The organism is Azospirillum sp. TSH100 (assembly GCF_004923295.1).
Taxonomy (GTDB): Bacteria; Pseudomonadota; Alphaproteobacteria; order Azospirillales; family Azospirillaceae; genus Azospirillum.
Window position 1 is genome coordinate 1,615,167 of the sequence record NZ_CP039634.1, and the last position, 20,171, is coordinate 1,635,337.

20 protein-coding genes and 1 pseudogene are annotated in these 20,171 nt (G+C 67.1%); 12 read left to right on the plus strand and 9 right to left on the minus strand.

Going from position 1 to position 20,171, the window contains the following annotated elements; all coding sequences use genetic code 11:
- Window positions 1–83 precede the first annotated feature (83 nt).
- From E6C72_RS07695 to E6C72_RS07720, 6 genes are all read right to left on the minus strand, one after another.
- Window positions 84–308, minus strand: a complete 225-nt coding sequence (locus E6C72_RS07695; RefSeq protein ID WP_012973363.1) for an ATP synthase subunit C family protein — start codon at window positions 306–308, stop codon at window positions 84–86.
- A gap of 79 nt (window positions 309–387) precedes the next feature.
- On the minus strand, window positions 388–1,131 hold the full coding sequence (locus tag E6C72_RS07700) for a F0F1 ATP synthase subunit A (protein ID WP_109087211.1): 744 nt from the start codon (window positions 1,129–1,131) through the stop codon (window positions 388–390).
- A 12-nt stretch (window positions 1,132–1,143) separates the two neighbouring features.
- The gene (locus tag E6C72_RS07705) at window positions 1,144–1,512 is read right to left on the minus strand and encodes an AtpZ/AtpI family protein (protein WP_109087210.1); all 369 of its coding nucleotides are present in this window, start codon (window positions 1,510–1,512) and stop codon (window positions 1,144–1,146) included.
- 252 nt (window positions 1,513–1,764) lie between these two features.
- Entirely contained in the window at window positions 1,765–2,379 is a 615-nt protein-coding gene (locus tag E6C72_RS07710; RefSeq protein ID WP_109087209.1) for an SCO family protein, read from the minus strand.
- A gap of 90 nt (window positions 2,380–2,469) precedes the next feature.
- A complete protein-coding gene (locus tag E6C72_RS07715; protein WP_109087208.1) occupies window positions 2,470–4,659 on the minus strand; it encodes a bacteriohemerythrin in 2,190 nt (729 codons plus the stop codon).
- Between the two features lie 228 nt (window positions 4,660–4,887).
- Entirely contained in the window at window positions 4,888–5,643 is a 756-nt protein-coding gene (locus E6C72_RS07720) for a PhoH family protein (protein WP_109087207.1), read from the minus strand.
- Window positions 5,644–6,461: 818 nt separating this feature from the next.
- On the opposite strand from E6C72_RS07720, the gene minC reads away from it, so the two are divergent.
- The 8 genes and pseudogenes from minC (at window position 6,462) to dgcA (ending at window position 14,766) form a co-directional block, all read left to right on the plus strand.
- The gene (minC, locus tag E6C72_RS07725; RefSeq protein WP_109087206.1) at window positions 6,462–7,229 is read left to right on the plus strand and encodes a septum site-determining protein MinC; all 768 of its coding nucleotides are present in this window, start codon (window positions 6,462–6,464) and stop codon (window positions 7,227–7,229) included.
- Window positions 7,230–7,323: 94 nt separating this feature from the next.
- Window positions 7,324–8,139: a septum site-determining protein MinD gene (gene minD / locus E6C72_RS07730; RefSeq protein WP_014247062.1), complete on the plus strand. Its 816-nt coding sequence runs from the start codon at window positions 7,324–7,326 to the stop codon at window positions 8,137–8,139.
- A pseudogene (gene minE, locus E6C72_RS07735) lies at window positions 8,136–8,384 on the plus strand (cell division topological specificity factor MinE); the annotation flags it as partial. The gene minD and the pseudogene minE, both read left to right, overlap by 4 nt.
- A gap of 403 nt (window positions 8,385–8,787) precedes the next feature.
- Entirely contained in the window at window positions 8,788–10,185 is a 1,398-nt protein-coding gene (locus tag E6C72_RS07740) for a CRTAC1 family protein (protein ID WP_109087204.1), read from the plus strand.
- 256 nt (window positions 10,186–10,441) lie between these two features.
- Window positions 10,442–10,966, plus strand: a complete 525-nt coding sequence (locus E6C72_RS07745) for a PAS domain-containing protein (RefSeq protein ID WP_109087203.1) — start codon at window positions 10,442–10,444, stop codon at window positions 10,964–10,966.
- A complete protein-coding gene (locus tag E6C72_RS07750; protein WP_109087202.1) occupies window positions 10,941–12,266 on the plus strand; it encodes a methyl-accepting chemotaxis protein in 1,326 nt (441 codons plus the stop codon). Before E6C72_RS07745 ends, E6C72_RS07750 begins: the two co-directional genes overlap by 26 nt.
- Window positions 12,267–12,644: 378 nt before the next feature.
- Entirely contained in the window at window positions 12,645–13,691 is a 1,047-nt protein-coding gene (locus E6C72_RS07755) for a methyl-accepting chemotaxis protein (protein WP_109087201.1), read from the plus strand.
- Window positions 13,692–13,773: 82 nt separating this feature from the next.
- The gene (dgcA, locus tag E6C72_RS07760; RefSeq protein ID WP_109087200.1) at window positions 13,774–14,766 is read left to right on the plus strand and encodes an N-acetyl-D-Glu racemase DgcA; all 993 of its coding nucleotides are present in this window, start codon (window positions 13,774–13,776) and stop codon (window positions 14,764–14,766) included.
- A gap of 9 nt (window positions 14,767–14,775) precedes the next feature.
- Here the strand turns inward: dgcA and E6C72_RS07765 are convergent, their stop codons facing one another.
- The gene (locus tag E6C72_RS07765; RefSeq protein ID WP_109087199.1) at window positions 14,776–15,186 is read right to left on the minus strand and encodes a 4a-hydroxytetrahydrobiopterin dehydratase; all 411 of its coding nucleotides are present in this window, start codon (window positions 15,184–15,186) and stop codon (window positions 14,776–14,778) included.
- Window positions 15,187–15,323: 137 nt separating this feature from the next.
- Here E6C72_RS07765 and E6C72_RS07770 point away from each other — a divergent pair, with 137 nt between their 5' ends.
- Window positions 15,324–15,929 (plus strand): uracil-DNA glycosylase, encoded by a 606-nt coding sequence (locus E6C72_RS07770; protein ID WP_109087198.1) that lies wholly within the window; start codon window positions 15,324–15,326, stop codon window positions 15,927–15,929.
- Here the strand turns inward: E6C72_RS07770 and E6C72_RS07775 are convergent.
- Window positions 15,919–16,578, minus strand: a complete 660-nt coding sequence (locus E6C72_RS07775) for a methyltransferase (protein ID WP_109087197.1) — start codon at window positions 16,576–16,578, stop codon at window positions 15,919–15,921. The genes E6C72_RS07770 and E6C72_RS07775 overlap by 11 nt on opposite strands.
- A gap of 142 nt (window positions 16,579–16,720) precedes the next feature.
- Between E6C72_RS07775 and E6C72_RS07780 the strand changes: the two genes are divergently transcribed.
- Window positions 16,721–17,551, plus strand: a complete 831-nt coding sequence (locus E6C72_RS07780) for a CHAP domain-containing protein (RefSeq protein ID WP_109087196.1) — start codon at window positions 16,721–16,723, stop codon at window positions 17,549–17,551.
- A 126-nt stretch (window positions 17,552–17,677) separates the two neighbouring features.
- Here the strand turns inward: E6C72_RS07780 and ubiA are convergent, their stop codons facing one another.
- The gene (gene ubiA, locus E6C72_RS07785; RefSeq protein ID WP_109087195.1) at window positions 17,678–18,625 is read right to left on the minus strand and encodes a 4-hydroxybenzoate octaprenyltransferase; all 948 of its coding nucleotides are present in this window, start codon (window positions 18,623–18,625) and stop codon (window positions 17,678–17,680) included.
- A 226-nt stretch (window positions 18,626–18,851) separates the two neighbouring features.
- Between ubiA and E6C72_RS07790 the strand changes: the two genes are divergently transcribed.
- The gene (locus E6C72_RS07790; protein ID WP_109087194.1) at window positions 18,852–19,241 is read left to right on the plus strand and encodes a response regulator; all 390 of its coding nucleotides are present in this window, start codon (window positions 18,852–18,854) and stop codon (window positions 19,239–19,241) included.
- A gap of 117 nt (window positions 19,242–19,358) precedes the next feature.
- Entirely contained in the window at window positions 19,359–20,138 is a 780-nt protein-coding gene (locus E6C72_RS07795) for a 16S rRNA (uracil(1498)-N(3))-methyltransferase (RefSeq protein ID WP_109087193.1), read from the plus strand.
- Window positions 20,139–20,171 lie beyond the last annotated feature (33 nt).

Consider the following 20,171-nt stretch of genomic DNA (forward strand, 5'->3'; position numbering starts at 1 on the left):
CCTAGGCAAAGGAGCGGCGCCGAAACTTCGGTGAGGAAGCCCGGCGCCGCGTCAGAGCTGTTTTTTTGAAAGCCGCTCTGGCCTTAGGCGAACAGGATCAGGAAGGCGATCAGCAGGGCGAACAGCGCGACGGCTTCCGTCAGCGCGAAGCCCAGAATGCCGATCGGGAAGACCTTCGGCTGGACGGCCGGGTTGCGGGCGATCGAGCCGATCAGGGTCGAGAAGATGTTGCCGATACCCAGGCCGACACCGGCGAGGGCGATAACGGCCAGACCGGCACCGATGAACTTGGCGGCTTGAGGATCCATAGTACTCTCTTCCTCTAGGTAAGGGTGAACTTGTTGGAACTGTTTGGTGAACTAAGGTCCGGCGAACGTCAGGCGCTGCTCAGTGCAGTTCCAGGGCGTCGCGGATGTACAGGCAGGTCAGGATCGAGAAGACGTAGGCTTGCAGGAAAGCCACCAGGAACTCGAAGCCGGTCAGGGCGACGTTGATCGCCAGCGGGACGAGGCCGGTGACGAAGCCCAGGGCGCCCATGCCGCTGATCATCATGACCGTGAAGCCGGCAAAGACCTTCAGCATCGTGTGACCGGCCATCATGTTGGCGAACAGTCGGATCGAGAGGCTGACGGGGCGCATCACGTAGGAGATCACCTCGATCGGGATGAGGATCGGGGCGAGCGCGATCGGAGCGCCATGCGGCATGAAGAAGGAGAAGAAGTGCAGGCCATGCTTCAGCAGGGCCAGGATGGTCACGAACACGAACACCGTCGCCGCCAGCGCGAAGGTCACGATGATGTGGCTGGTGAAGGTGAAGGTGTACGGGATCATGCCGATCATGTTGCCGATCAGCACGAACATGAAGATCGAGAACACGAACGGGAAATAAGGCTTGGCGTCGTGGCCGGCGTTGTCGCGCACCAGGTTCGCGACGAACTCGTAGAACATCTCGGCCAGCGACTGCAGGCGGCCCGGAACCATCGACTTGTTCGCCACGCCCATGACCAGCAGGGCGTAGATCGCCGCCACGGCCACGACCATGAACAAGGCCGAGTTCGTGAAGGACACGTCGTAGCCGCCGAGCACGATCTGGAACAACGAATTGATTTGGAACTGGTGCAGCGGATCCAAGGTCGTCCTCGCTCAGTGTGCGTCGCCGTCTTGGCGCTCGTTGTCGTCCCCAGGGGGCCGGCGGTAGCCGGCGGCGATGCCGAAGCCGGTGACGGCCCGGTAGACGTTCAGCACTCCCGCCGCAGCCCCCAGGAAGAACATGACGATCAGTCCCCAGGGCGCGGTGCCGAGCCAGCGATCGAGCAGAAGCCCGCCGCCGACGCCGACGATCATGGCGGCGACCAGTTCCGTCCCGATGCGCCAGGCGGTGCCGAGAGCGCCCTGCGGCGGACGGTGGTATTTGCTACCGGGTCCGCCTGACCAGCCGCGCTGTCCCTCACGCGCCTTCCGCAACCGGGCCTCGAGGTCATCCAAGGGATCGGGGGGCGATTTGTCGGACATTCCGCCTCTCAATCACTCTCGGCTCGCAGCCATGCGAAAGCGGCGAGACCATACGGGCGGGGCGTTACCCTGTCAAGTCGCAAAACCTGTGGTGTAAGTCATTGAAAAGAATGGAAAAGAGCCGAAAAGTCACCGATTTTGCCGCGCTGCGGCGCGTTGTCCCGCTCCAGCATGCGAAAAAACCCGGTGGTATGACCGCTTTTCAGGGTTTTTCCGCCGCTTTTCGCCCGGTCCGCCCCCGGTCCGCCCCGATCAGCCCGCGATGCGTCCGGAGAGATCCTGCACGATCTTGTCGGCGCTGGTGCCGCCCGGATACACCCCGACGAATTTACCGTCCGGCCCCATCAGATAAATAAAGCTGGAGTGATCCATCAGGTACTCGTCCGGCTTTCCGTCCTTTTGCGGTGCCTTGGCATAATAAACACGATAGGCGCGCGCGGCGTCCCGCACCTGCTCCGCCGTGCCGGTCAGCCCGACCATCCGGGGGTGGAACAGCGCCACATAGTCCTTCATGTGCGCCACAGTGTCGCGGTCCGGGTCGATCGTGATGAAAACCGGGCGGACCTGCTCCGCTTTCGGCCCCAGCTGGTCGAGCGCCTGGGTCATCACCCCCAGTTCGGTCGGGCAGACGTCGGGGCAATAGGTATAGCCGAAATAGATCAGCATATACTTGCCGCGGAAGTCGGCGTCGGTGACCGTCTTGCCCAGCTGGTCGGTCAGCGTGAAGGGACCGCCGATGGGTACGGCGGACTTGGTGCCGCTTTCCACCGTGGTGGCGGCGCTGCGCACCTGCCACCAGGCGATTCCGGCGGACACGGCGATGGCGAGGACGGAGGCGGCGGCGATGCGCAGGAGTCGTGTTTTCATGGTCCGTCAGGAATGGGGCCGCACGCCGTCCTGGTCAAGAGGAGTGCAACCGCCGGGCAGGACATCGCGCAGGACGATTGCGGGTCGTCCTCACGCAGCCTTGGCCGACGGCACGCGTCCGCCGGCGGCCAGATGCTCGCCGATGCGTTTGTCGGTGCGCTGGATATGCTCGAACAGCCATTCGCGCACCAGCGCCAGCAGTTCGTCGACCACGGAGTCGCCGGCGTCCAGGCGGCGTCGCAGTTCGCCGGCGCGGGTACGCAGCGCCTCGTGCTGCGTCTTGTGGGCCTTGGCGTCGGGATAGCCGCACTGGTCCATCAGCCGTTCCTCCTGCGCGAAATGCAGATCGGTGTAGGCCAGCAGCCGGCTGACGGCCTCGCCCAAGGCCTTGCGGCCGGCCGCAGCATCGCCGCGGGGGGCGGCCTTGGCGTGTTCGGCCAGCGCCGCCGCTTCATTCATCAGGGCGATCAGGATCATGTGGTCGGTGTCGATGGCGTCTTCGCCGACCGCCAGCGCGTCGGTCCACGGCATGAACACGCCCGCTTCTGCCGATGGCGCGTTGTGCAGGTCGGCGAGCGGTGCGGCGTTGATCGCTTCGACATTGACCAGGAAGGCATCGACCATGCCGCGCAGCCCCTGCGCCTGCCGCGACAGCCCCCCGGCGGCGTCGAGCAGGGCGTCGGCCGAGCGTTCGGTCTCCAGTGCTGCGCCGGACACCGCGTCGATGCTGGTCGAGACCTGACGGGTACCCTCCGCGGCCTCCCCGGCGCTGCGGGCGATCTCGCCGGTGGCGGTGCCCTGCTGCTGGACCGCGGCGGCGATCGAGGTACCGATCTCGTCGCTGCGGGCGACGATGGAGCCGATCTCGCGGATCGCCGCCACCGCGGCGCGGGTTGCCTCCTGCACCTCGGCGATGTGGCGGGCGATCTCCTCGGTGGCCTTGGCGGTCTGGTTCGCCAGGGTCTTCACCTCGCCGGCCACCACGGCGAATCCCTTGCCCATCTCGCCGGCACGGGCGGCCTCGATGGTGGCGTTCAAGGCCAGCAGGTTGGTCTGCGCGGCGATGCCGGCGATCAGGTCGGCCACCTCGCCGATCTTCTGGGCGGCATGGCCCAGCCCGTCGATCCGCTCGCCCGCCTTCTGCGAGGCCTCGACCGCCTGGGTCGAAATGGCCGACGAGGTCACCACCTGCTCGCCGATCACCGCGATGGAGCCGGTCAGCTGCTCGGCCGCCGAGGCGACCGTCTGCACGCTGCTGGAGGCCTGCTGGGACGCGCTGGCGACGGAGGTCGCCTCGCGCCGGTTGCGGTCGGCGGTGGCGGACAGGGCCCGGGCGGTGGTCTCCAGCGTGCCTACGGCGGTGCCGACGCTGCGGATGGTCTCGGCGATGGTGGCGTCGAAGCGGTCGGTCAGCCGCTTCAGCGCATGGGCGCGCTGCTCGGTCACCCGATGCTCGATCTTCTGCCGGTTCCAATGGCGGGCGAGGTCGATCTGCTGGACGCGGAAGATCTCCACGGTGCGGGCCATGGCGCCGATCTCGTCACCGCGCCTCAGGCCGGGGACGGCGACGGCGCTGTCGCCACCGGCCAGGTCCTGCATGACCCGGCCCAGCCCGTCCAGCGGCCGGACGATGGCGCGGCTGACCAGCAGCGCCAGCAGCACGGCGGCCAGCCCGATCAGCAGCCCGGTGCCGGCCAGCCGCAGCGCGGCCTGACGGAAGGCGACATCGACGTCGTCAATATAGATGCCGGACCCGATCAGCCAGCCCCAGGGAGCGAAGCCCTTGACGTAGGACAGCTTCGCCACCGGCTGTGCCGATCCCGGCTTGGGCCAGAGGTAATCGACGAATCCGGCGCTGTCGGCCTTCACCACCCGGACGAACTCCTGGAACAGCAGCTTGCCGTTGGGATCGGCGTTGCGCGACACGTCGGTGCCGTCGAGCTCGGGCTTGATCGGGTGCATGACCATGCGCGGGGCGAGGTCGGTGATGAAGAAATACTCCTCGCCGTCATGTCTCAGGGCCTTCAGCGCCGACTTGGCCTGCGCCTGTGCCTGGGCCCGGGGCAGGGTGCCGGCGCGCTCCTGCGCCTCGAAATGGGCGATCAGGCTGTGGGCGACCTCCACGACGTTGCGGGTCTTGTCCTGGCGGTCGGCCATCATCTCGGCGCGCAGGCTCATCAGGCTGACCACGGCGACCAGCAACAGCCCAAGGCCGGCAGCGGCCAGGATCAGTGCGATCTTTCCCTTGATGCTGATGCGTTCGAACAAGGCAACGGTCACGGCTGCAACCCCCTTCGACAACGAAACGGCGATGTCCCTAAAATTTTCGGGACTTTTCCCCTGTCCGCGGCGAAGGTCAAGCCATATTGTTCGTATATCCTACGTTTTGTTCAACGAAATGTCATAATTGCAACCATAGTGGGGTGTGCCCGGTGAAGGTCGCTGCCGGAGTCTGCGGGAGAAGCGGCGGTCGCCCCTCCCGCGCAACCTGTCGGAGAGTGATGCCGTTCAGAGCACCGTCAGCATGCTGGCGACCAGCGGATGGCGGACGATGTCCTTCTCGGTCAGGCGGGCGACGGCGATTCCCTCGACCGCCTCCAGCCGGTTGGCGATGTCGGCCAGTCCGGACAGGTTGTCCAGAAGGTCGGTCTGGTCCGGATCGCCGGTCAGCACCATGGTGGAATGCCAGCCCAGCCGGGTCAGCAGCATCTTGATCTGGGAATAGGTGCAGTTCTGCGCCTCGTCGATCACCACGAACGCGTTGTTCAGGGTGCGGCCGCGCATGAAGCCGACCGGGGCGATCTCGATGGTGCCGTCGGCCATCATGGCGCGCAGCCGCTTGGACCCCAGCCGGTCGGTCAGCGCGTCGTAGAGCGGCCGCAGGAACGGCGCCATCTTCTCGTGCATGTCGCCGGGCAGATAGCCGATGCTCTCTCCCGCCTCGATGGCCGGGCGAGACAGGACGATCCGGTCGACGCTGCCCGATTCCAGTGCCTCCACCGCCGAGGAGATGGCGATGTAGGTCTTGCCGGTGCCGGCTGGCCCCAGCGCCACCACCAGATTGTGCGTCTTGATGGCGTCCATCAGAAGCTTCTGGTTCGGGTTCTGCGGCTTTACCTTGCGGAGATAGCTCTGGTCGCGGCGATCCTCGCTCCCACCGAGCGGATCCCAGCCGAAGGCGGCCGGGGCGGTCATAACGGGGAAAAGCGGGTGGACGGTGGAGTCGCCCGCCGCGGCGATGCCTTTGCTCGAACGCTTGGCCATGTCGCATCTCCTCGAATGGTGGGGGTGGCGCCGAATCCGGAACCATGACGTCTGGGCACAAAAAAACCTCCCGCAGGGGGGAGGCTCGACCGGTCGCATGGATGTGCGCTGATGAGTGCTTCGCCGGGGGCTGCGGCCGTGCGCCGTGCTGTCTCTATACATGCCGGATCCGGACATGCCGGTGCGGGCCGACGGGGAAGGTGCTCTGTGGGCGAAGCAAGGTGCAAGAGAACCTCGTCGTCGTTGGAAGCCACGCAACCTGACTGTACCGGTCATAACGCGGCGCGTCAGGCAAAATTGCGGCCGACGCAAAATATTCATACCAGATGTGGTGTGGGTGCCGCAGGAATGCCGCCGGAACGGGCTCGGTAACCCTTTCCGCCGAGCCGGACCGGTCGCCGGATTAGCCTTCCGGCTGAGGCGTCCGAAAGGCTTTGCCGCTGCCGCGGGCTTTCATTACTATGGACGGCCACGGGGGAAATCGAACGTCATGATGCAACCCAGGCCTGTCCTTTCGAGGGGTGGGCCGCGATCTCAGGTCGTCGTTTCCGACGATGGCCGGGGAGGTTGCTTGCCGGAGGGCGGGCGGCGGCATGGTGTCGGGCGGCGCAGCTTGCGGCGGGGCTTCCGGCAAGGCTGGCGATTGTCACCCCCATGGGCGGGGAAACTCTTGAATCCGACCGGTGTGGACGGCTAGAAGGCGCTGATTGGCTGGCTCGATGCCGGGGCTGCGCAACGGCGGTTCCTGAGGCGGAACCGGGAAAACGGGCGGACCGGATGCACGGCACGGGGCGGCAGGAACGAACGGGAAGGCTACGGTGAGCAGCGCCAGTCAGGTCGCCGAACGGGATGTGCCGTTCCAGTTGCGTGGCAACTCCTTCACCATGATGGTGCTGAAGGTTTTCGCCCCGACATCGCCGGATTTCTTCACCCAGCTGTCCGTCAAGGTGCGCCAGGCGCCCAACTTCTTCCGCAACGCGCCGGTCGTGCTGGACTTCGACGATCTGCCGGAGAGCATCGTCTTCGATCTGGCTGCCTTCGTGGCGCAGGTGCAGGCGCTGCATCTGCTGCCGGTCGGCTTCCAGGGCGGGCCGCAGCCGGTGCGCGAGGCAGCGGCGGCCGTCGGGCTGACGCCGATGCCGTCGGGCCGCGCCGCCAAGCTGGAAGAGGTGGTCAAGGCCCCCGACCCGCGTCAGCAGGATCAGCAGACCCCGATCCCGGCGCCGCAGGTGCTGATCGAGGTCGTCCACCGCCCCGCCGTGGTGGTCACCGAGCCGGTGCGCTCCGGCATGCGGGTCTATGCCGAGAAGACCGACCTGATCGTCACCAGCTCCGTCTCTCCGGGTGCGGAGCTGCTGGCCGACGGCAACATCCATGTCTATGGCGCGCTGCGCGGCCGGGCGCTGGCCGGTTTCTCCGGTGACGCCAACGCCCGCATCTTCTGCCACAGTCTGGAGGCGGAGGTGCTGTCGGTCGCAGGCAATTATCGCGTCAGCGAAGACATCGGCAGTGACTTTTATAAGAAAGCCGTGCAGGTTTTCCTGCGTGACGGCGTTCTCAGCATGGACCTGCTGAAGACCGCCTGAAGGCTGTAGCGACGGAATCTTGTCTGAAGACGGCAATCTTCGGATGGTGTTTGGTACCGGTGACGGCAACTTTGGGATTATGGGAGAGGCTCCGTTGAGCAAGATCATCGTCATGACCTCCGGCAAGGGCGGTGTCGGCAAGACGACCTCGTCCGCGGCCTTCGCAACCGGGCTGGCGCTTCGCGGCTTCAAGACGGTCGTCATCGATTTCGACGTTGGCCTGCGCAACCTGGATCTTGTGATGGGTTGCGAACGCCGGGTGGTCTTCGACTTCATCAACGTCATCAACGGCGAAGCGAAGCTGAACCAGGCGCTGATCAAGGACAAGCGGATCGAGAACCTCTACATCCTCCCGACCTCGCAGACGCGCGACAAGGACGCGCTGACCCGCGAGGGGGTGGAGAAGGTGCTGAACGAACTGTCGAAGGACTTCGACTACATCCTGTGCGACAGCCCGGCCGGCATCGAGCGTGGCGCCCTGATGTCGCTCTATTTTGCCGACCACGCGATCATCGTCACCAACCCGGAAGTCTCGTCGGTGCGCGACAGCGACCGCATCCTGGGCGTGCTGAACTCGCGCTCCCGCCGGGCCGAGCAGGGGCTTGAGCCGGTGACCCAGCAGCTGCTGCTGACCCGCTACGACCCCGAGCGCGTCGAGAAGGGCGAGATGCTGAAGGTCGACGACGTGCTGGAGATCCTGGCGATTCCGCTGCTCGGCGTCATCCCGGAAAGCCAGGCGGTGCTGCGCGCCTCCAACGTCGGCATGCCGGTGATCCTGGACGAGGTGTCGAACGCCGGTCTGGCCTATTCGGACGCGGTCGGCCGCTTCCTGGGCGAGGACATCGAGCACCGCTTCGTCACCCCCCAGAAGAAGGGCCTGTTCAGCCGGCTCCTGCGGAGGAGCGCATGAGCATCTTCAACTTCTTCCGCGCGGCACCCCGCGCGTCGGCCGTCCAGGCCAAGGAGCGTCTGCAGATCGTCATGGCGCACGAGCGTGCCGGGCGCAGCGGTCCCGACTATCTGCCGATGCTCCAGCAGGAACTGCTGGCGGTCATCGCCAAATACGTCAACATCGACGAGAACAAGGTCGAGGTGAAGCTCGACCGCGGCGGCGACTGCTCGACGCTGGAGGTCAATATCGAACTGCCGGCGCGCGAGCAGGCCAAGGCTGCCGCGGCGGCCAAGGCGGCGGAAAAGCCGGCCGGCAACGATGATGCCGCGGCCAAGCGCCCGGCCGGTGGCGCCGTCGGCAATGCCGGCAAGAAGCGCATCTGATCCGACGTGTCGTCCGACCAGACGAAATCCCTCCGGAGCCGCCGTGCCCGGGGGGATTTTTCGTTCCGGGCCAGCCATTTCCCGCCGGGTATTCGGGATGCGGCATCGGACATAGGCCGTCCCTGATCCTCCGTCCGGGTTTACGGCCGGGCGGGGACGGGGTATCAACAGAGATACGCCGCACGAAAGCCCAATGGCTCCAAGGGCCTGTTCTGAAAGGCCTGTCTTTCACGGAGTGTCTGGGGTGACGGTCGCGGACCGACAACGGGACAAGAGGGTGCCGATGTTCCTCGATTGCTCGTCGCTGATCGCCGAGAACCCGCCGCGGCCGTCGAACGGGATTGCGGTCACGGACGTCGACGGCGACGGCGCCTTCGAGCTGGTCGTGGCCGGCTACCGAACCGCCAACCTCGTCCTGAAATGGGTCGACGGCCGTCTGGTCGATGTCGCCAACCCGCTCCTCGCCGATCCTGCCGGCCCGGCGCTGGGGCTGGCCGCCGCCGACATCGACGGCGACGGGCGGGAGGAGCTTTACATCGTCAATTCCGACCGCGCCACCGGCACCAAGGATATGGCCGACCGGCTGTTCGCCTGTTTCGGCAAGCACTGGATCGACCTGTTCGCGCAGGCGGAGAATGCCGGGGCGGCCAACCACACGGTGGCCGGCGCGGTGGCGGCGATCGACCGTTGGGGCCATGGCCGCTACGGCTTCCTGGTGGCGACCGATGGCGGGCCCTTGCGCCTGTACGAACTGACCCGCCGCGGCCGGCTGGAGGATGGCGCGGAGGAGGCCGGGCTCGACTCCATCGGTGCGGCGCGCGGCGTCACCGCCCTGCCCATCGTGTCCGACCATATGGATGTGGTGACGGTCAACGACGGCGGCCCCAACCAGCTGTTCCGCAACCTGGGCGACGGCAATTTCGAGGAGATCGCCGAGGAGCGCGGCATCGCCGACTCGCGCCCGTCCGGACGGGCGGTGGTGGCGCTGGACGTCGATGGTGATGGCCTGTTCGATCTGGTGGTCGGCACCTGGGATGGGGCGCAGCGGCTGTTCCACCAGCGCATGGGCGGCGCCTTCGTCGAATCGGCCGACGCCGATCTGTCGATGCCCGGCCGCATTTTCACCGTCGTTGCCGCCGATTTCGACAATGACGGTTATGAGGAGCTGTTCTTCCACGCCCATGGCGAGCCCAACCGCCTGTTCGGCTGGCGGAACGACCAGTGGCAGGAGCTGGAGTTGGGCGACGCGGCGGAGCCGAAGGGGTTCGGCACCGGGGCCGTCGCCGCGGACATCGACGGCGACGGCCGTCTGGAACTGGTGCTGGCGCATGGCGCTTCACACGGCAACAGCCATGGCGCCGCCGACGGTGCGGCCCAGCCGCTGTCGGTCTATCGGCCGGCGGCCACCAACAACGGCTGGCTGCGCGTGCAGCCGCTGACCCCCTTCGGTGCTCCGGCCCGTGGTGCCGTGGTCATCCTGATCGCCGGCGGGCGGCGCCAGCGCCGGGCGGTCTCCGCCGGGTCCGGCTATCTCTGCCAGGGCGAGCCGGTCGCCCATTTCGGTCTCGGCGCGTTGCACGAGGTCGAGCAGGTCGAGGTGCGCTGGCCCGACGGCACCGTGGTCACGGTGGACAACCCGCCGGCCGACCGGCTGTTGACCATCCCCTATCCGCCGGAATAATCCGTCCTCAGCCGAACGGATGATGGCCACCCAAATATTTCGGCCTCGCAATGGGTAGGGCCTTTCCTGTCGCCTTCCGTCACATTACAGTGCATTTCGTTGCGGCTCCCGCGGTGCGGGATATCGCGCGGCATGTCGATCCGGACATATTCCGTTACCGCCGCCGCGTTTCGCCGCTGTCGTTTTGCCGCTGTCGGGCGCTTGAGGCGGGCGCTTGAGACCGCGCGGGTTCGGGAAGCGGGAGACCGGAAGGCACATGGCACGACGCGACGTTCCCCTGACGGGGGTGGAACGCTTCTTCGATCCGGATGAAGTCATCGTTTCCAAGACCGACCTGAAGGGGCGGATCACCTACGCGAACCGGGTGTTCCAGCGGGTGGCCGGCTATGGCGAGGCCGACCTGATGGGCGCCCCCCATTCCATCGTCCGTCATCCCGACATGCCGCGCTGCGTGTTCAAGCTGCTGTGGGACACGCTGGCGGCCGGGCAGGAGATCTTCGCCTATGTGGTCAACCGGGCCCGCAACGGCGACCATTACTGGGTCTTCGCCCATGTCACGCCGAGCTTCGACGCCGCCGGACGGGTGATCGGCTACCATTCCTCCCGCCGGGTGCCGGAACGGTCGGCCCTGGACAAGGTCATCCCGCTCTACCGCCAGCTTCTGGACATCGAGAACAGCCACGCCGACCGCAAGCAGGGGATGGAGGCGGGTTTCGCCGCCGTCCTCGCGCTGCTGGCGGAGAAGGGGATCGGGTATGACGAATTCGTCTTCTCCCTTTAAGTCTTCCCTGGCGCAGGCCGGCGGACTGGCCCTGCTGGGCGGCGTGGCGCTGGCGGTGCTGCCGGTCGTCGATCTGCTGGGCCTGGGCGGGGTTGCGTTGCGGGTCGGGTTGGCCGTCGCCGGACTGGCGGCCCTGGCCGGGGCGCTGGTCTCCCTGCGCCGCGTCGGCGCGGTGGTCGATCAGCTGACCCGGGTGAACCGGGCCATCGCCGCCGGCGATTTCGAGGCGCGCGTGATCGGCATCCGCGAGGGCGGGGCGCTGGGCGAGCTGATGCACGCCACCAACGACGCCATCGACCGCACCGACGCCTTCGTGCGCGAGGCGACCGCCTCCATGCACAGTGTGTCGGAACACAAATATTTCCGCCGCATCATGCTGCGCGGCATGCAGGGCGGCTTCCTGCACGCCAGCCGCACCATCAATGCGGCGACGGAGAGCATCTCGCAGAAGGTGGCGGGTTTCGCCGGGGTGACCCGGCGCTTCGAGGGACAGATCCAGAGCGTGTGCAGCGAGGTGGCCGACACCGCCCACCGGCTGGAGGTCTCCGCCCGCACCATGGAGACTGACGCGACCCAGGCCACCGGCAAGGCGTCGTCGGTCGCCGCGTCCGCCGCCCAGACCGGCAGCAATGTCGGCAGCGTCGCCGCCGCGACCGAGGAACTGTCCGCCTCCATCGCCGAGATCGCCCGCCAGATCGGCGATGTCGCCCGTGTTGCCGAGACCGCGGCCGGCGAGGCCGAACGTTCCAATGCCCTGGTTGGCACCCTGTCCGGTGCCGCACGCACGGTGGGCGATGTCGTCACCCTGATCAACGACATCGCCAGCCAGACCAACCTTCTGGCGCTGAACGCCACCATCGAGGCGGCCCGCGCCGGCGAGGCGGGGAAAGGCTTCGCCGTCGTGGCGCAGGAGGTCAAGCGGTTGGCCGACCAGACCGCCAAGGCCACCGGCGACATCGCGGCGCAGATCGCCGGTATCCAGTCCTCCACCGACGAGGCGGTGACTTCCATCGTCGGCATCGGCCGCACCATCCAGTCGATCAACCAGATCGCCGCCGGCATCAGCGCCGGGATCGAGCAGCAGGGGTCGGCGGTGCGCGAGATCGTCGTGAACATGGAACAGGCCGCCGCCGGCACCCGGGCGGTGTCCGACGACATCCGTGACGTCACCGACGCTGCCGACCGCACCAGCGGCACCGCGCACGAGGTGTTCGCCGCCTCCGAACGCATGGCCGCCGAAGCGGACCGCCTGACCCGTGAGGTCCAGCACTTCCTCGAAGAGATGCACCGCGTCGCCTGACGGTGGTTCGCCGGTGCGGAGAGGCGCCTTGCATCAACTGCCCGGCGAATGTGCACAGGATGTGGATGGGATTTTTGCAATGCGGAAGCGATCTGACGCGCGGCGCCGCAGATAAGAATTTTTATTGCGAATTCGTGGCGAATTCATGTTACGTGTCGGCAACAAGACTGCCGCGCTGATGGCAAGTCTGCAACCGGTTGAGCAACCCGACGCCAGTATGCCTGCTGTTTCAGCAGCTTAACCGTAGACCACCCCCCATTGGCCGGGCTTCGGCATTCCGCCCGCGGCCAAGTGCCGCGGAAACCGGGCGGGCGGGTGGTTCACGGAGCGCCTGCGACCGTTGGCACGGCTTTTGATTTGGAGGACGCAGGGACGGTCATGACGGGGGACAAGACGATGAGCATGGCAGGCACCGATCTGTTCGAGCTGTCGCGGGGCGTGCTGGATGTTGCCTCGAAAAAGGTGTCCTTGATCGAGGACATCACCCGGCGCACCAAGATGCTGGCCATGAACGCCCTGATCGAGGCGGCGCGGGCCGGCGATGCCGGGCGCGGCTTCGCCGTCGTCGCCAACGAGGTTTCGGAGATCTCGACCCAGGTCAACAGCATCACCAAGGAACTGCGGTCGGAGATCGTCGCCCGCGTCGACCACCTGACCACCACCGGCAGCGCCATGGTGCAGGAGATGCACGGCAAGCGGCTGGCCGACCTGTCGCTCAACATGATCGAGATCATCGACCGCAACCTGTATGAACGCTCCTGCGATGTGCGCTGGTGGGCGACCGACAGCGCGGTGGTCGATTGCGCCGCCGACCCGACCGAGGAGGCGCGCCGCCATGCCTCGCGCCGGCTGGGCGTGATCCTGGAATCCTACACCGTCTATCTCGACCTCTGGATCGCCGACCGCAACGGCACCGTCATCGCCAACGGCCGGCCCGACCGCTATCCCGGTGCCCGCGGCGCCAACGTGTCGGACGAGCCGTGGTTCCGGCAGGCGTTGGCGACCCGCAACGGCGGAGAGTTCACCGTCGGCGACGTCGCCCGCAACCGCAGCCTGGACGACCGTGTCGTCGCCACCTATGCCACGGCCATACGCCGCGACGGCGAAGCGGATGGCGATGCCATCGGCGTGCTCGGCATTTTCTTCGACTGGGAGCCGCAGGCCGCCGCCGTGGTCGAGGGCGTGCGGCTGGAGGCCGGCGAGCGCGAGAAGTCGCGCTGCCTGCTGCTCGATGCCCGTCACCGGGTCATCGCCTCGTCCGACGGTCGCGGTCTGCTGACGGAGACGGTGCCGTTGCGCCGCAATGCCGGTACCATGGGCCATTATATCGACGACAAGGACCGTCTCGTCGGCTATGCCCTGACGCCCGGCTATGAGACCTACAAGGGGCTGGGGTGGTACGGGGTCATCATCCAGGAGCGGTGAGGCCGCTCTCCGCAAGCCTGTCGCCTTCAGGGACGGGGCCGGGATACACTCCCGGCCCTGTTCCGTTTCGGGGTTCCAGAGCATGTCCGCTCAGCAGTTGACCGTCCGCCGGGAGAGTTTCCCCATCCGCGGCGCTTTCCGCATCTCACGCGGGGCCAAGACCGAAGCCGCCGTGGTGGTGGCGGAGGTGGCCGACGGCGACCATCGCGGCCGTGGCGAATGCGTGCCCTATGCCCGCTATGGCGAGAGCGTCGACGGCGTCGTCGCCGCGCTGGAGGCGATGGGCGATGCGGTTGCCGCCGGACTCGATCGCGACTCGTTGGCCCGGCGGATGCCGCCGGGTGCCGCCCGCAACGCCCTGGATTGCGCCTTGTGGGACTTGGAGGCCAAGCGCTGCGGCGTGCCGGCCTGGACACTTGCCGGGCTGGTCGAGCCGCCAGGGCCGCTCGTCACCTGTTACACGCTGAGCGTCGACGAGCCGGAGGCGATGGCCGCCGCGGCGCGGGAGCGGGCGCCGCGCCATCCGCTGCTGAAGATGAAGCTGACAGGGGAGGGCGACCTCGACCGTGTCCGCGCCGTCCGCGCCGCCGCGCCGTCCGCCCGGCTGGTGGTGGACGCCAACGAAGGCTGGACGCTGGACCAGCTGCATGATTTCGCCCCGGTGCTCGCCGGTCTGGGCGTCGAGATGATCGAGCAGCCGCTGCCCGCCGGCCAGGACGAGGCCTTGCGTGGCGTGAACTGCCCGGTGCCCTTGGGCGCCGACGAGTCCTGCCATGGGCTGGACTCGCTTGAGCCGCTGCGCGGGCTCTATCGGGTGGTGAACATCAAGCTGGACAAGACCGGCGGCCTGACCGAGGCGCTGGCGATGAGCCGGGCGGCGCACGCCATGGGCTTCGAGGTGATGGTCGGCTGCATGGTGGCGACGTCGCTGGCAATGGCGCCGGCGATGCTGGTGGGGCAGGGCGCGCGCTACGTCGACCTGGATGGCCCGCTGCTGTTGGCCCGCGACCGCGAGCCGGGGCTGGTCTATGAGGGTGCGGTGGTCCAGCCGCCGGTCGCGGCGCTGTGGGGGTAGCCGTCTACTTCACGCCCCCTGAACGTAAGGCGGTGGGGAAGTCCCTACCGACGCCGGCACGGAGGGCGCCTCGGCCAGGCCATTGACCTTCGCCGCCATCACGAAGTCGTTCTCGTGCAGTCCCCTGATCTTGTGGGTCCAGAAGGCGACAGAGCAGTGGCCCCAGCCGAAACGGATCTCCGCATGGTGGCCTTCCGCTTCACAGAGATCGCCGACCTGATTTGCGAAGGCCTGGGCCTGGACGAAATCGGGAAATTTGAAGTCGCGCTCGATGCGGTCTGGATCCTCCTTCAGGGCCCAGCCTGGCACTTGCACCAGATAGGAGGAGGCCATCGCGCGGTCCATCGGCGGTATTCCGCCGCGGCAGGGTTCGCAGGTCTTGCCGGCCAACTCCTGCATCGTCGGCGCTTGCGGTGTCATCCCGATCTCTCCCCTGTTGGTTAGGTTGTCCGGTCTGGGCTAGAACCGTCCCACCTACAAGCTTGGGGTCGGGCCGCCGCTTCGGCAAGCCCGGTGCCCCGCCCGCGTCTGCCAGATGCCCTTATGGAAGCGATCCGATGACCGACCTGCGCACCGACCTGCCCTTCGCCGACTACCAGTATCCGACCCGGCCGGTGGACGGGCCGCGGCTCGCCATCGTCGGCGAGGCGCCGGGGGCGGAGGAGGCGCGGCAGGGCACCCCCTTCGTCGGGCGCAGCGGCAAGCTGCTGGACGATTCGCTGGCAGCAGTCGGGATCGAACGGGCTGAATGCCTCGTCGCCAACGTCTTCCGCTACCAGCCGCCCGGCAATAAGGTCGGGCACTTCTTCTCTTCGCGCGCCCGCGCCCGCAAGGAGGGGCGGGAGATCGACGAGAGCTGGGGCGCCTTCGGCACCTCGGACCGGCTGCTGGCCGAGTTCGCCGGCGAGGTCGGGCATCTGCGCGCCACCCTGGCCGCCTACCGGCCGTCGGTGATCGTCGCGCTCGGTCGGACACCCACCTGGGCGCTGACCGGGGAGAACGGCATCCTTCAACTGCGCGGCAAGGTGCTGCCCTGCCGCCTGCTGGAGGGGGTGGAGGTGGTGCCGACCTTCCACCCCAGCTATCTGCTGCGCGGCCAGCTGGTGGAGCAGCCGACTTTTCTCGCCGACCTGCGGCTGGCCGTTTCGCGCCTTACCCGTTAGGGAGAAGGCGCCAGATCGTCGTTTCGCGCGTCTCCCGATCCTCCAGCTCCAGAGAGGTCGGGACGGTGTAGCTCGCCACCTTCTCGACTCCGCTCCCGGGGAAATAGGCGCGGCCGGGGTCGCCCAGCAGCACCAGCGTGCCGGTGGCGGCGATCCCGCGCAGCCATGCCGTCACCCGTTCGGCCATCGGCCGCTCGTAACAGACGTCGCCGGCCAGCACCACGTCGATGCCCGGCAATGGCCGGTCGACCAGATCGGCGCTGACCGGCTTGACCTCCACCCCGTTGGCCTCGGCGTTCAGCGCGATGGCGGCCAGTGAGAAGCGGTCGATGTCGCAGGACTGCACCCGCGCCGCTCCCGCCTTCATCGCGGCGATGCCGACCAGCCCGGTGCCTGCGGCAAAATCGAGCACCGACCTGCCGGCCACCAGCTCCGGCTGGTCGAGCAACAGCCGCGCCACAGCTTGCCCGCCCGGCCAAGCGAAAGCCCAGTATGGCGGTGGCAAATTTGTGGCGGCCAAGGTTTCCTCTGTCGCCTGCCAGAGTGGCGTCACCTCGGTGGCAAGATGAAGCTTGATTTCCGGCAACAGCGGCGTGGTCGTCAGCGTGGTGTTGTCGCGGACGAAATCTGGGGGGGATGCGTTGTTCATACGAGGATTCCCAAGGGACTCCGCTGTTGCGAGGATGGCAGCCGATGCCTTATGAATGTTACATAATTCAAACGGTGTAGACACAGCTGCGAACCCGTGTTACCCGTTTCCACCAGGGGAAAACAGAGGGATTGGGGGAGTCATGCGGCAGAGGGGAACCGCCATCGGCCTTTCGTTTGCGGCTTTGATCGCGCTGAGCCCCCTTGCCGTTTCGACGGCTGCCGCGCAAGACGGCGACTGCGTTCGTACGGTCCGCTCCATTTCCGATTTCACCATTCGCGGCGATGCCTGGACCTGGTGGGATCATGCCGCCGGTCAGTATGACCGTGAACACCGCCCCGCTGTCGGCTCCGTCCTCGTCTTCAAGCGCACCGGCCACATGCGCCGTGGCCATGTCTCGCTGGTCAGTGCTGTGATCGACCGCCGCACCATCGAGGTGGACCACAGCTGGCTCGATGGCGACGGGCTGCGTCGCGGCATGCGGGTGGTCGACGTGTCCCGCAACAACGACTGGTCTGCCGTTCGCGTCTGGCACGAGCCGACCGATCAGCTCGGCCTGCGCGTCTATGCCGCCTATGGCTTCATCATGCCGGAAGGCGAGTCGGATGCCCCGCGCGGCGGCCGCATGCTCGACGCCGGCGACCGCGGCATGGATCAGGGTTTCGCCAGCAGCCCGCGCGGCCGCGTCAAGGCCAATGGCCCGCGCATGATGGAAGCCTCGCTGCATCAGCAGAAGGGCCACAGCGTCTCGGTTCCCGGCCGCAAGCCGCAGAGCCTGTCGACGACCGCCGTCGCCTCCCACGCCCCGCAGAAGCCGCAGCGCATGGACGTCGCCGTCCTGCCGTCGCGCAAGCCGGCCAGCGCTCATGCCGCTCCGGTGACGGTTGCGGAGGTTCCCCGCACGGTTGCTCCCAGCCGCAAGCCCGGCTCCACCAACGCCGTCGCCCAGCTGGCCGATACCAGCGAACGCTGAGCAGGGCGGAATTGAGAATTTCGGGGGGCGGGGCTTTGCTCCGCTCTTTTTGTTTGCGCGTCTTGTTTTTGCGGGAAGGGGGGCGGTTCACAGCCTCCCCGCCATGCCCGGTTATATCTTCCCTGGCTATATTTTTCCGGCCAGGATCGCCGCCAGCACCAACCAGCCGAACCAGCGGTTGGACTTGAACTTGTCCAGGCAGTCGCCCTGGTCGTCGGGCCGCCACGTCGCGACCTGCCACGCCAGTTGCAGCGCCGCCAGCGACAGCACCGGCAGGAACAGACCGCCCAGGCCCGCCAGACGGCCGGCAATGCCGATACCGACATAGGTCAGTGTATAGAAGCCGTAGATCCAGATCTTGCTCTGGTCGCCCAGGCGCAGCGCGGTGGACTTCACGCCGATACGGGCGTCGTCCTCCTTGTCCTGGTGGGCGTAGATGGTGTCATAGCCCAGCGTCCAGGCGATGCCCGTGACATAAAGCACCAGCGCCGGCCAGCCGACAGTGTCCTGCACCGTTGCCCAGCCCATCAGGGCGCCCCAGTTGAAGGTCAGCCCCAGAAAGGCCTGCGGCCACCAGGTGATGCGCTTCATCAATGGATAGGTGAAGACCAGCAGCAGCGACAGCACGCCCAGCCCGATGGCGGTCATTCCCAACTGCACCAGCACCAGCAGCGACACCAGAAGCTGGACGATCAGGAAGACCAGCGCCTGACGCACCGACACCTGTCCCGACGGAATCGGACGCGAGCGGGTGCGCTCCACCATGGCATCGAACTTGCGGTCGAGGATGTCGTTGACCGTGCAGCCGGCGCCACGCATCAGCACCGCGCCGATGCCGAACAGAGCCATCAACCACAGCAGGGAAGGCCAGTCGCGGAAGGGCTGCGGCATTGCCAGCGCCACGCTCCACCAGCAGGGGAACAGCAGCAGCCATGTTCCGATCGGGCGATCGAGTCGCGCCAGCGTGACATACGGGCGCAGACGGGCGGGAAGCCGGCGGGCGATCCAGCCATCCTGACGGATGTCGGTGAAGCCGGACTCGGGAAGGGTGGGGCCGGTGGAGGCAGTGGGCATGACGGCGGCGGTTCCGCTGTGCTATGAGAAGGTCCGAACAGGCAATCGGTGCGGCAATAACGGCCACGATCTGGGGGAACCTATCGGGCTGTCATCCGTGCGGCAAGTGCGGTGCGGCGAAACAGCCGTGCTGAAGCCATGAGAAATTGCAGTTCCGGATCTTGCACGCGTCAAAATCGTACCAATACTGTTTCTTTGTCATAACCTCAGCGGCTTGCAATCGCAAATGGACATAAGCGCGACACCGGACCGTTTCGCCGTCGTCATTGATGATGAGTCGATCATCCTGGCCGGGATGGAAATCATGCTGGACACCTGGGGTTACCAGGTGCTTGCCGCCGAGGATGTGGAAACCGTCCTGACGAAGTTGCCCGGCAGTCCGGTTCCGTGCGTGATCCTGTCCGATTACCGGCTGCGCGACGGCTGGTCGGGCATCACCGCCGTGCGGGCGGTGCGCGAGGCCGTCGGCACCAATGTGCCCGCCATCATCCTGACGGGCGACACCGGGGCCGAGCTGTTGGCCGCGGCCAAGGCGGACCAGATCCGCATCCTGCACAAGCCGGTCCAACCCAATGACCTGCGCCGCCAGATCGACGCGCTGATCGCCGCGACCTGACCGCGATGCGGCGGGAGTGCGCCCAGCCGCCGCGTACCCGCATGACTGGTTTCTCGTCTGCTGACTTGCGCGTCCGCGCCCGGCTATAGTCGGGGCCGCCCCGCGGAGACGAGTGCAATGGCCGACCCGATCAAGACCCGCCTGTATGTCGACAGCCCGCTGGCCGAAGGCCAGTCGGTCGGTCTGGACCATGAACGCGCGCATTTCCTGCGCCATGTCCTGCGGCTGGACCGCGGCGATCCGGTCGCCGTGTTCAATGGCCGCGACGGCGAATGGCGGGCGGTGATCGACGGCTTCGGCAAGGGCTGGTGCTCGCTGACAGTGGCGGAGCAGCGGCGGGAGCAGGACACCACCCCCGACCTGTGGCTGCTCTTCGCCCCGCTGAAGAAGGGACGCATCGACTTCGTCGCAGAGAAGGCGACCGAGATGGGGGTATCGCGTCTGTGGCCGGTCTTCACCCGCCGCACCGATCCCAACCGGGTCAACCTCGACCGGCTGCGCGCCAATGCGGTGGAGGCGGCCGAGCAGTGCGAACGCCTCAGCGTGCCCGAGATGGGTGATGCCGTGCCGCTGGACCGCGCGCTGGCCGGCTGGCCGGCCGACCGCAAGCTCTATCTGTGCGCCGAGGCCGGGTCCGCCCGTCCGGTTGCCGAGGTGTTGCGCGACGCGCCGCCCGGTCCCGCAGCCCTGCTGGTCGGGCCGGAGGGCGGCTTTGACCAGTCGGAACTTGACGAACTCGCCAAACTTCCCTTTGTTGTTCCGGTGGGATTGGGTCCGCGCATCCTGCGGGCCGACACGGCGGTGGTGGCGGCGTTGGCTTGCTGGCAGTCCTTGGCCGGGGATTGGACTGCCGGGGGAAGCGACCGGCGTCCGCCTTTCCGCGCGCCGATCCCGTAACCGGCCGTCACCCGGCCGATCCCCTGTCCACTT

What these genes read in the sequence shown, in the direction of transcription:
- E6C72_RS07695 (WP_012973363.1), bottom strand. Translation starts at nt 308, where the DNA reads ATGGATCCTCAAGCCGCCAAGTTCATCGGTGCCGGTCTGGCCGTTATC.
- E6C72_RS07705 (WP_109087210.1), bottom strand. Translation starts at nt 1,512, where the DNA reads ATGTCCGACAAATCGCCCCCCGATCCCTTGGATGACCTCGAGGCCCGG.
- E6C72_RS07710 (WP_109087209.1), bottom strand. Translation starts at nt 2,379, where the DNA reads ATGAAAACACGACTCCTGCGCATCGCCGCCGCCTCCGTCCTCGCCATC.
- E6C72_RS07720 (WP_109087207.1), bottom strand. Translation starts at nt 5,643, where the DNA reads ATGGCCAAGCGTTCGAGCAAAGGCATCGCCGCGGCGGGCGACTCCACC.
- E6C72_RS07740 (WP_109087204.1), top strand. Translation starts at nt 8,788, where the DNA reads ATGTTCCTCGATTGCTCGTCGCTGATCGCCGAGAACCCGCCGCGGCCG.
- E6C72_RS07745 (WP_109087203.1), top strand. Translation starts at nt 10,442, where the DNA reads ATGGCACGACGCGACGTTCCCCTGACGGGGGTGGAACGCTTCTTCGAT.
- E6C72_RS07750 (WP_109087202.1), top strand. Translation starts at nt 10,941, where the DNA reads ATGACGAATTCGTCTTCTCCCTTTAAGTCTTCCCTGGCGCAGGCCGGC.
- E6C72_RS07755 (WP_109087201.1), top strand. Translation starts at nt 12,645, where the DNA reads ATGACGGGGGACAAGACGATGAGCATGGCAGGCACCGATCTGTTCGAG.
- dgcA (WP_109087200.1), top strand. Translation starts at nt 13,774, where the DNA reads ATGTCCGCTCAGCAGTTGACCGTCCGCCGGGAGAGTTTCCCCATCCGC.
- E6C72_RS07765 (WP_109087199.1), bottom strand. Translation starts at nt 15,186, where the DNA reads ATGACACCGCAAGCGCCGACGATGCAGGAGTTGGCCGGCAAGACCTGC.
- E6C72_RS07770 (WP_109087198.1), top strand. Translation starts at nt 15,324, where the DNA reads ATGACCGACCTGCGCACCGACCTGCCCTTCGCCGACTACCAGTATCCG.
- E6C72_RS07775 (WP_109087197.1), bottom strand. Translation starts at nt 16,578, where the DNA reads ATGAACAACGCATCCCCCCCAGATTTCGTCCGCGACAACACCACGCTG.
- E6C72_RS07780 (WP_109087196.1), top strand. Translation starts at nt 16,721, where the DNA reads ATGCGGCAGAGGGGAACCGCCATCGGCCTTTCGTTTGCGGCTTTGATC.
- ubiA (WP_109087195.1), bottom strand. Translation starts at nt 18,625, where the DNA reads ATGCCCACTGCCTCCACCGGCCCCACCCTTCCCGAGTCCGGCTTCACC.
- E6C72_RS07790 (WP_109087194.1), top strand. Translation starts at nt 18,852, where the DNA reads ATGGACATAAGCGCGACACCGGACCGTTTCGCCGTCGTCATTGATGAT.
- E6C72_RS07795 (WP_109087193.1), top strand. Translation starts at nt 19,359, where the DNA reads ATGGCCGACCCGATCAAGACCCGCCTGTATGTCGACAGCCCGCTGGCC.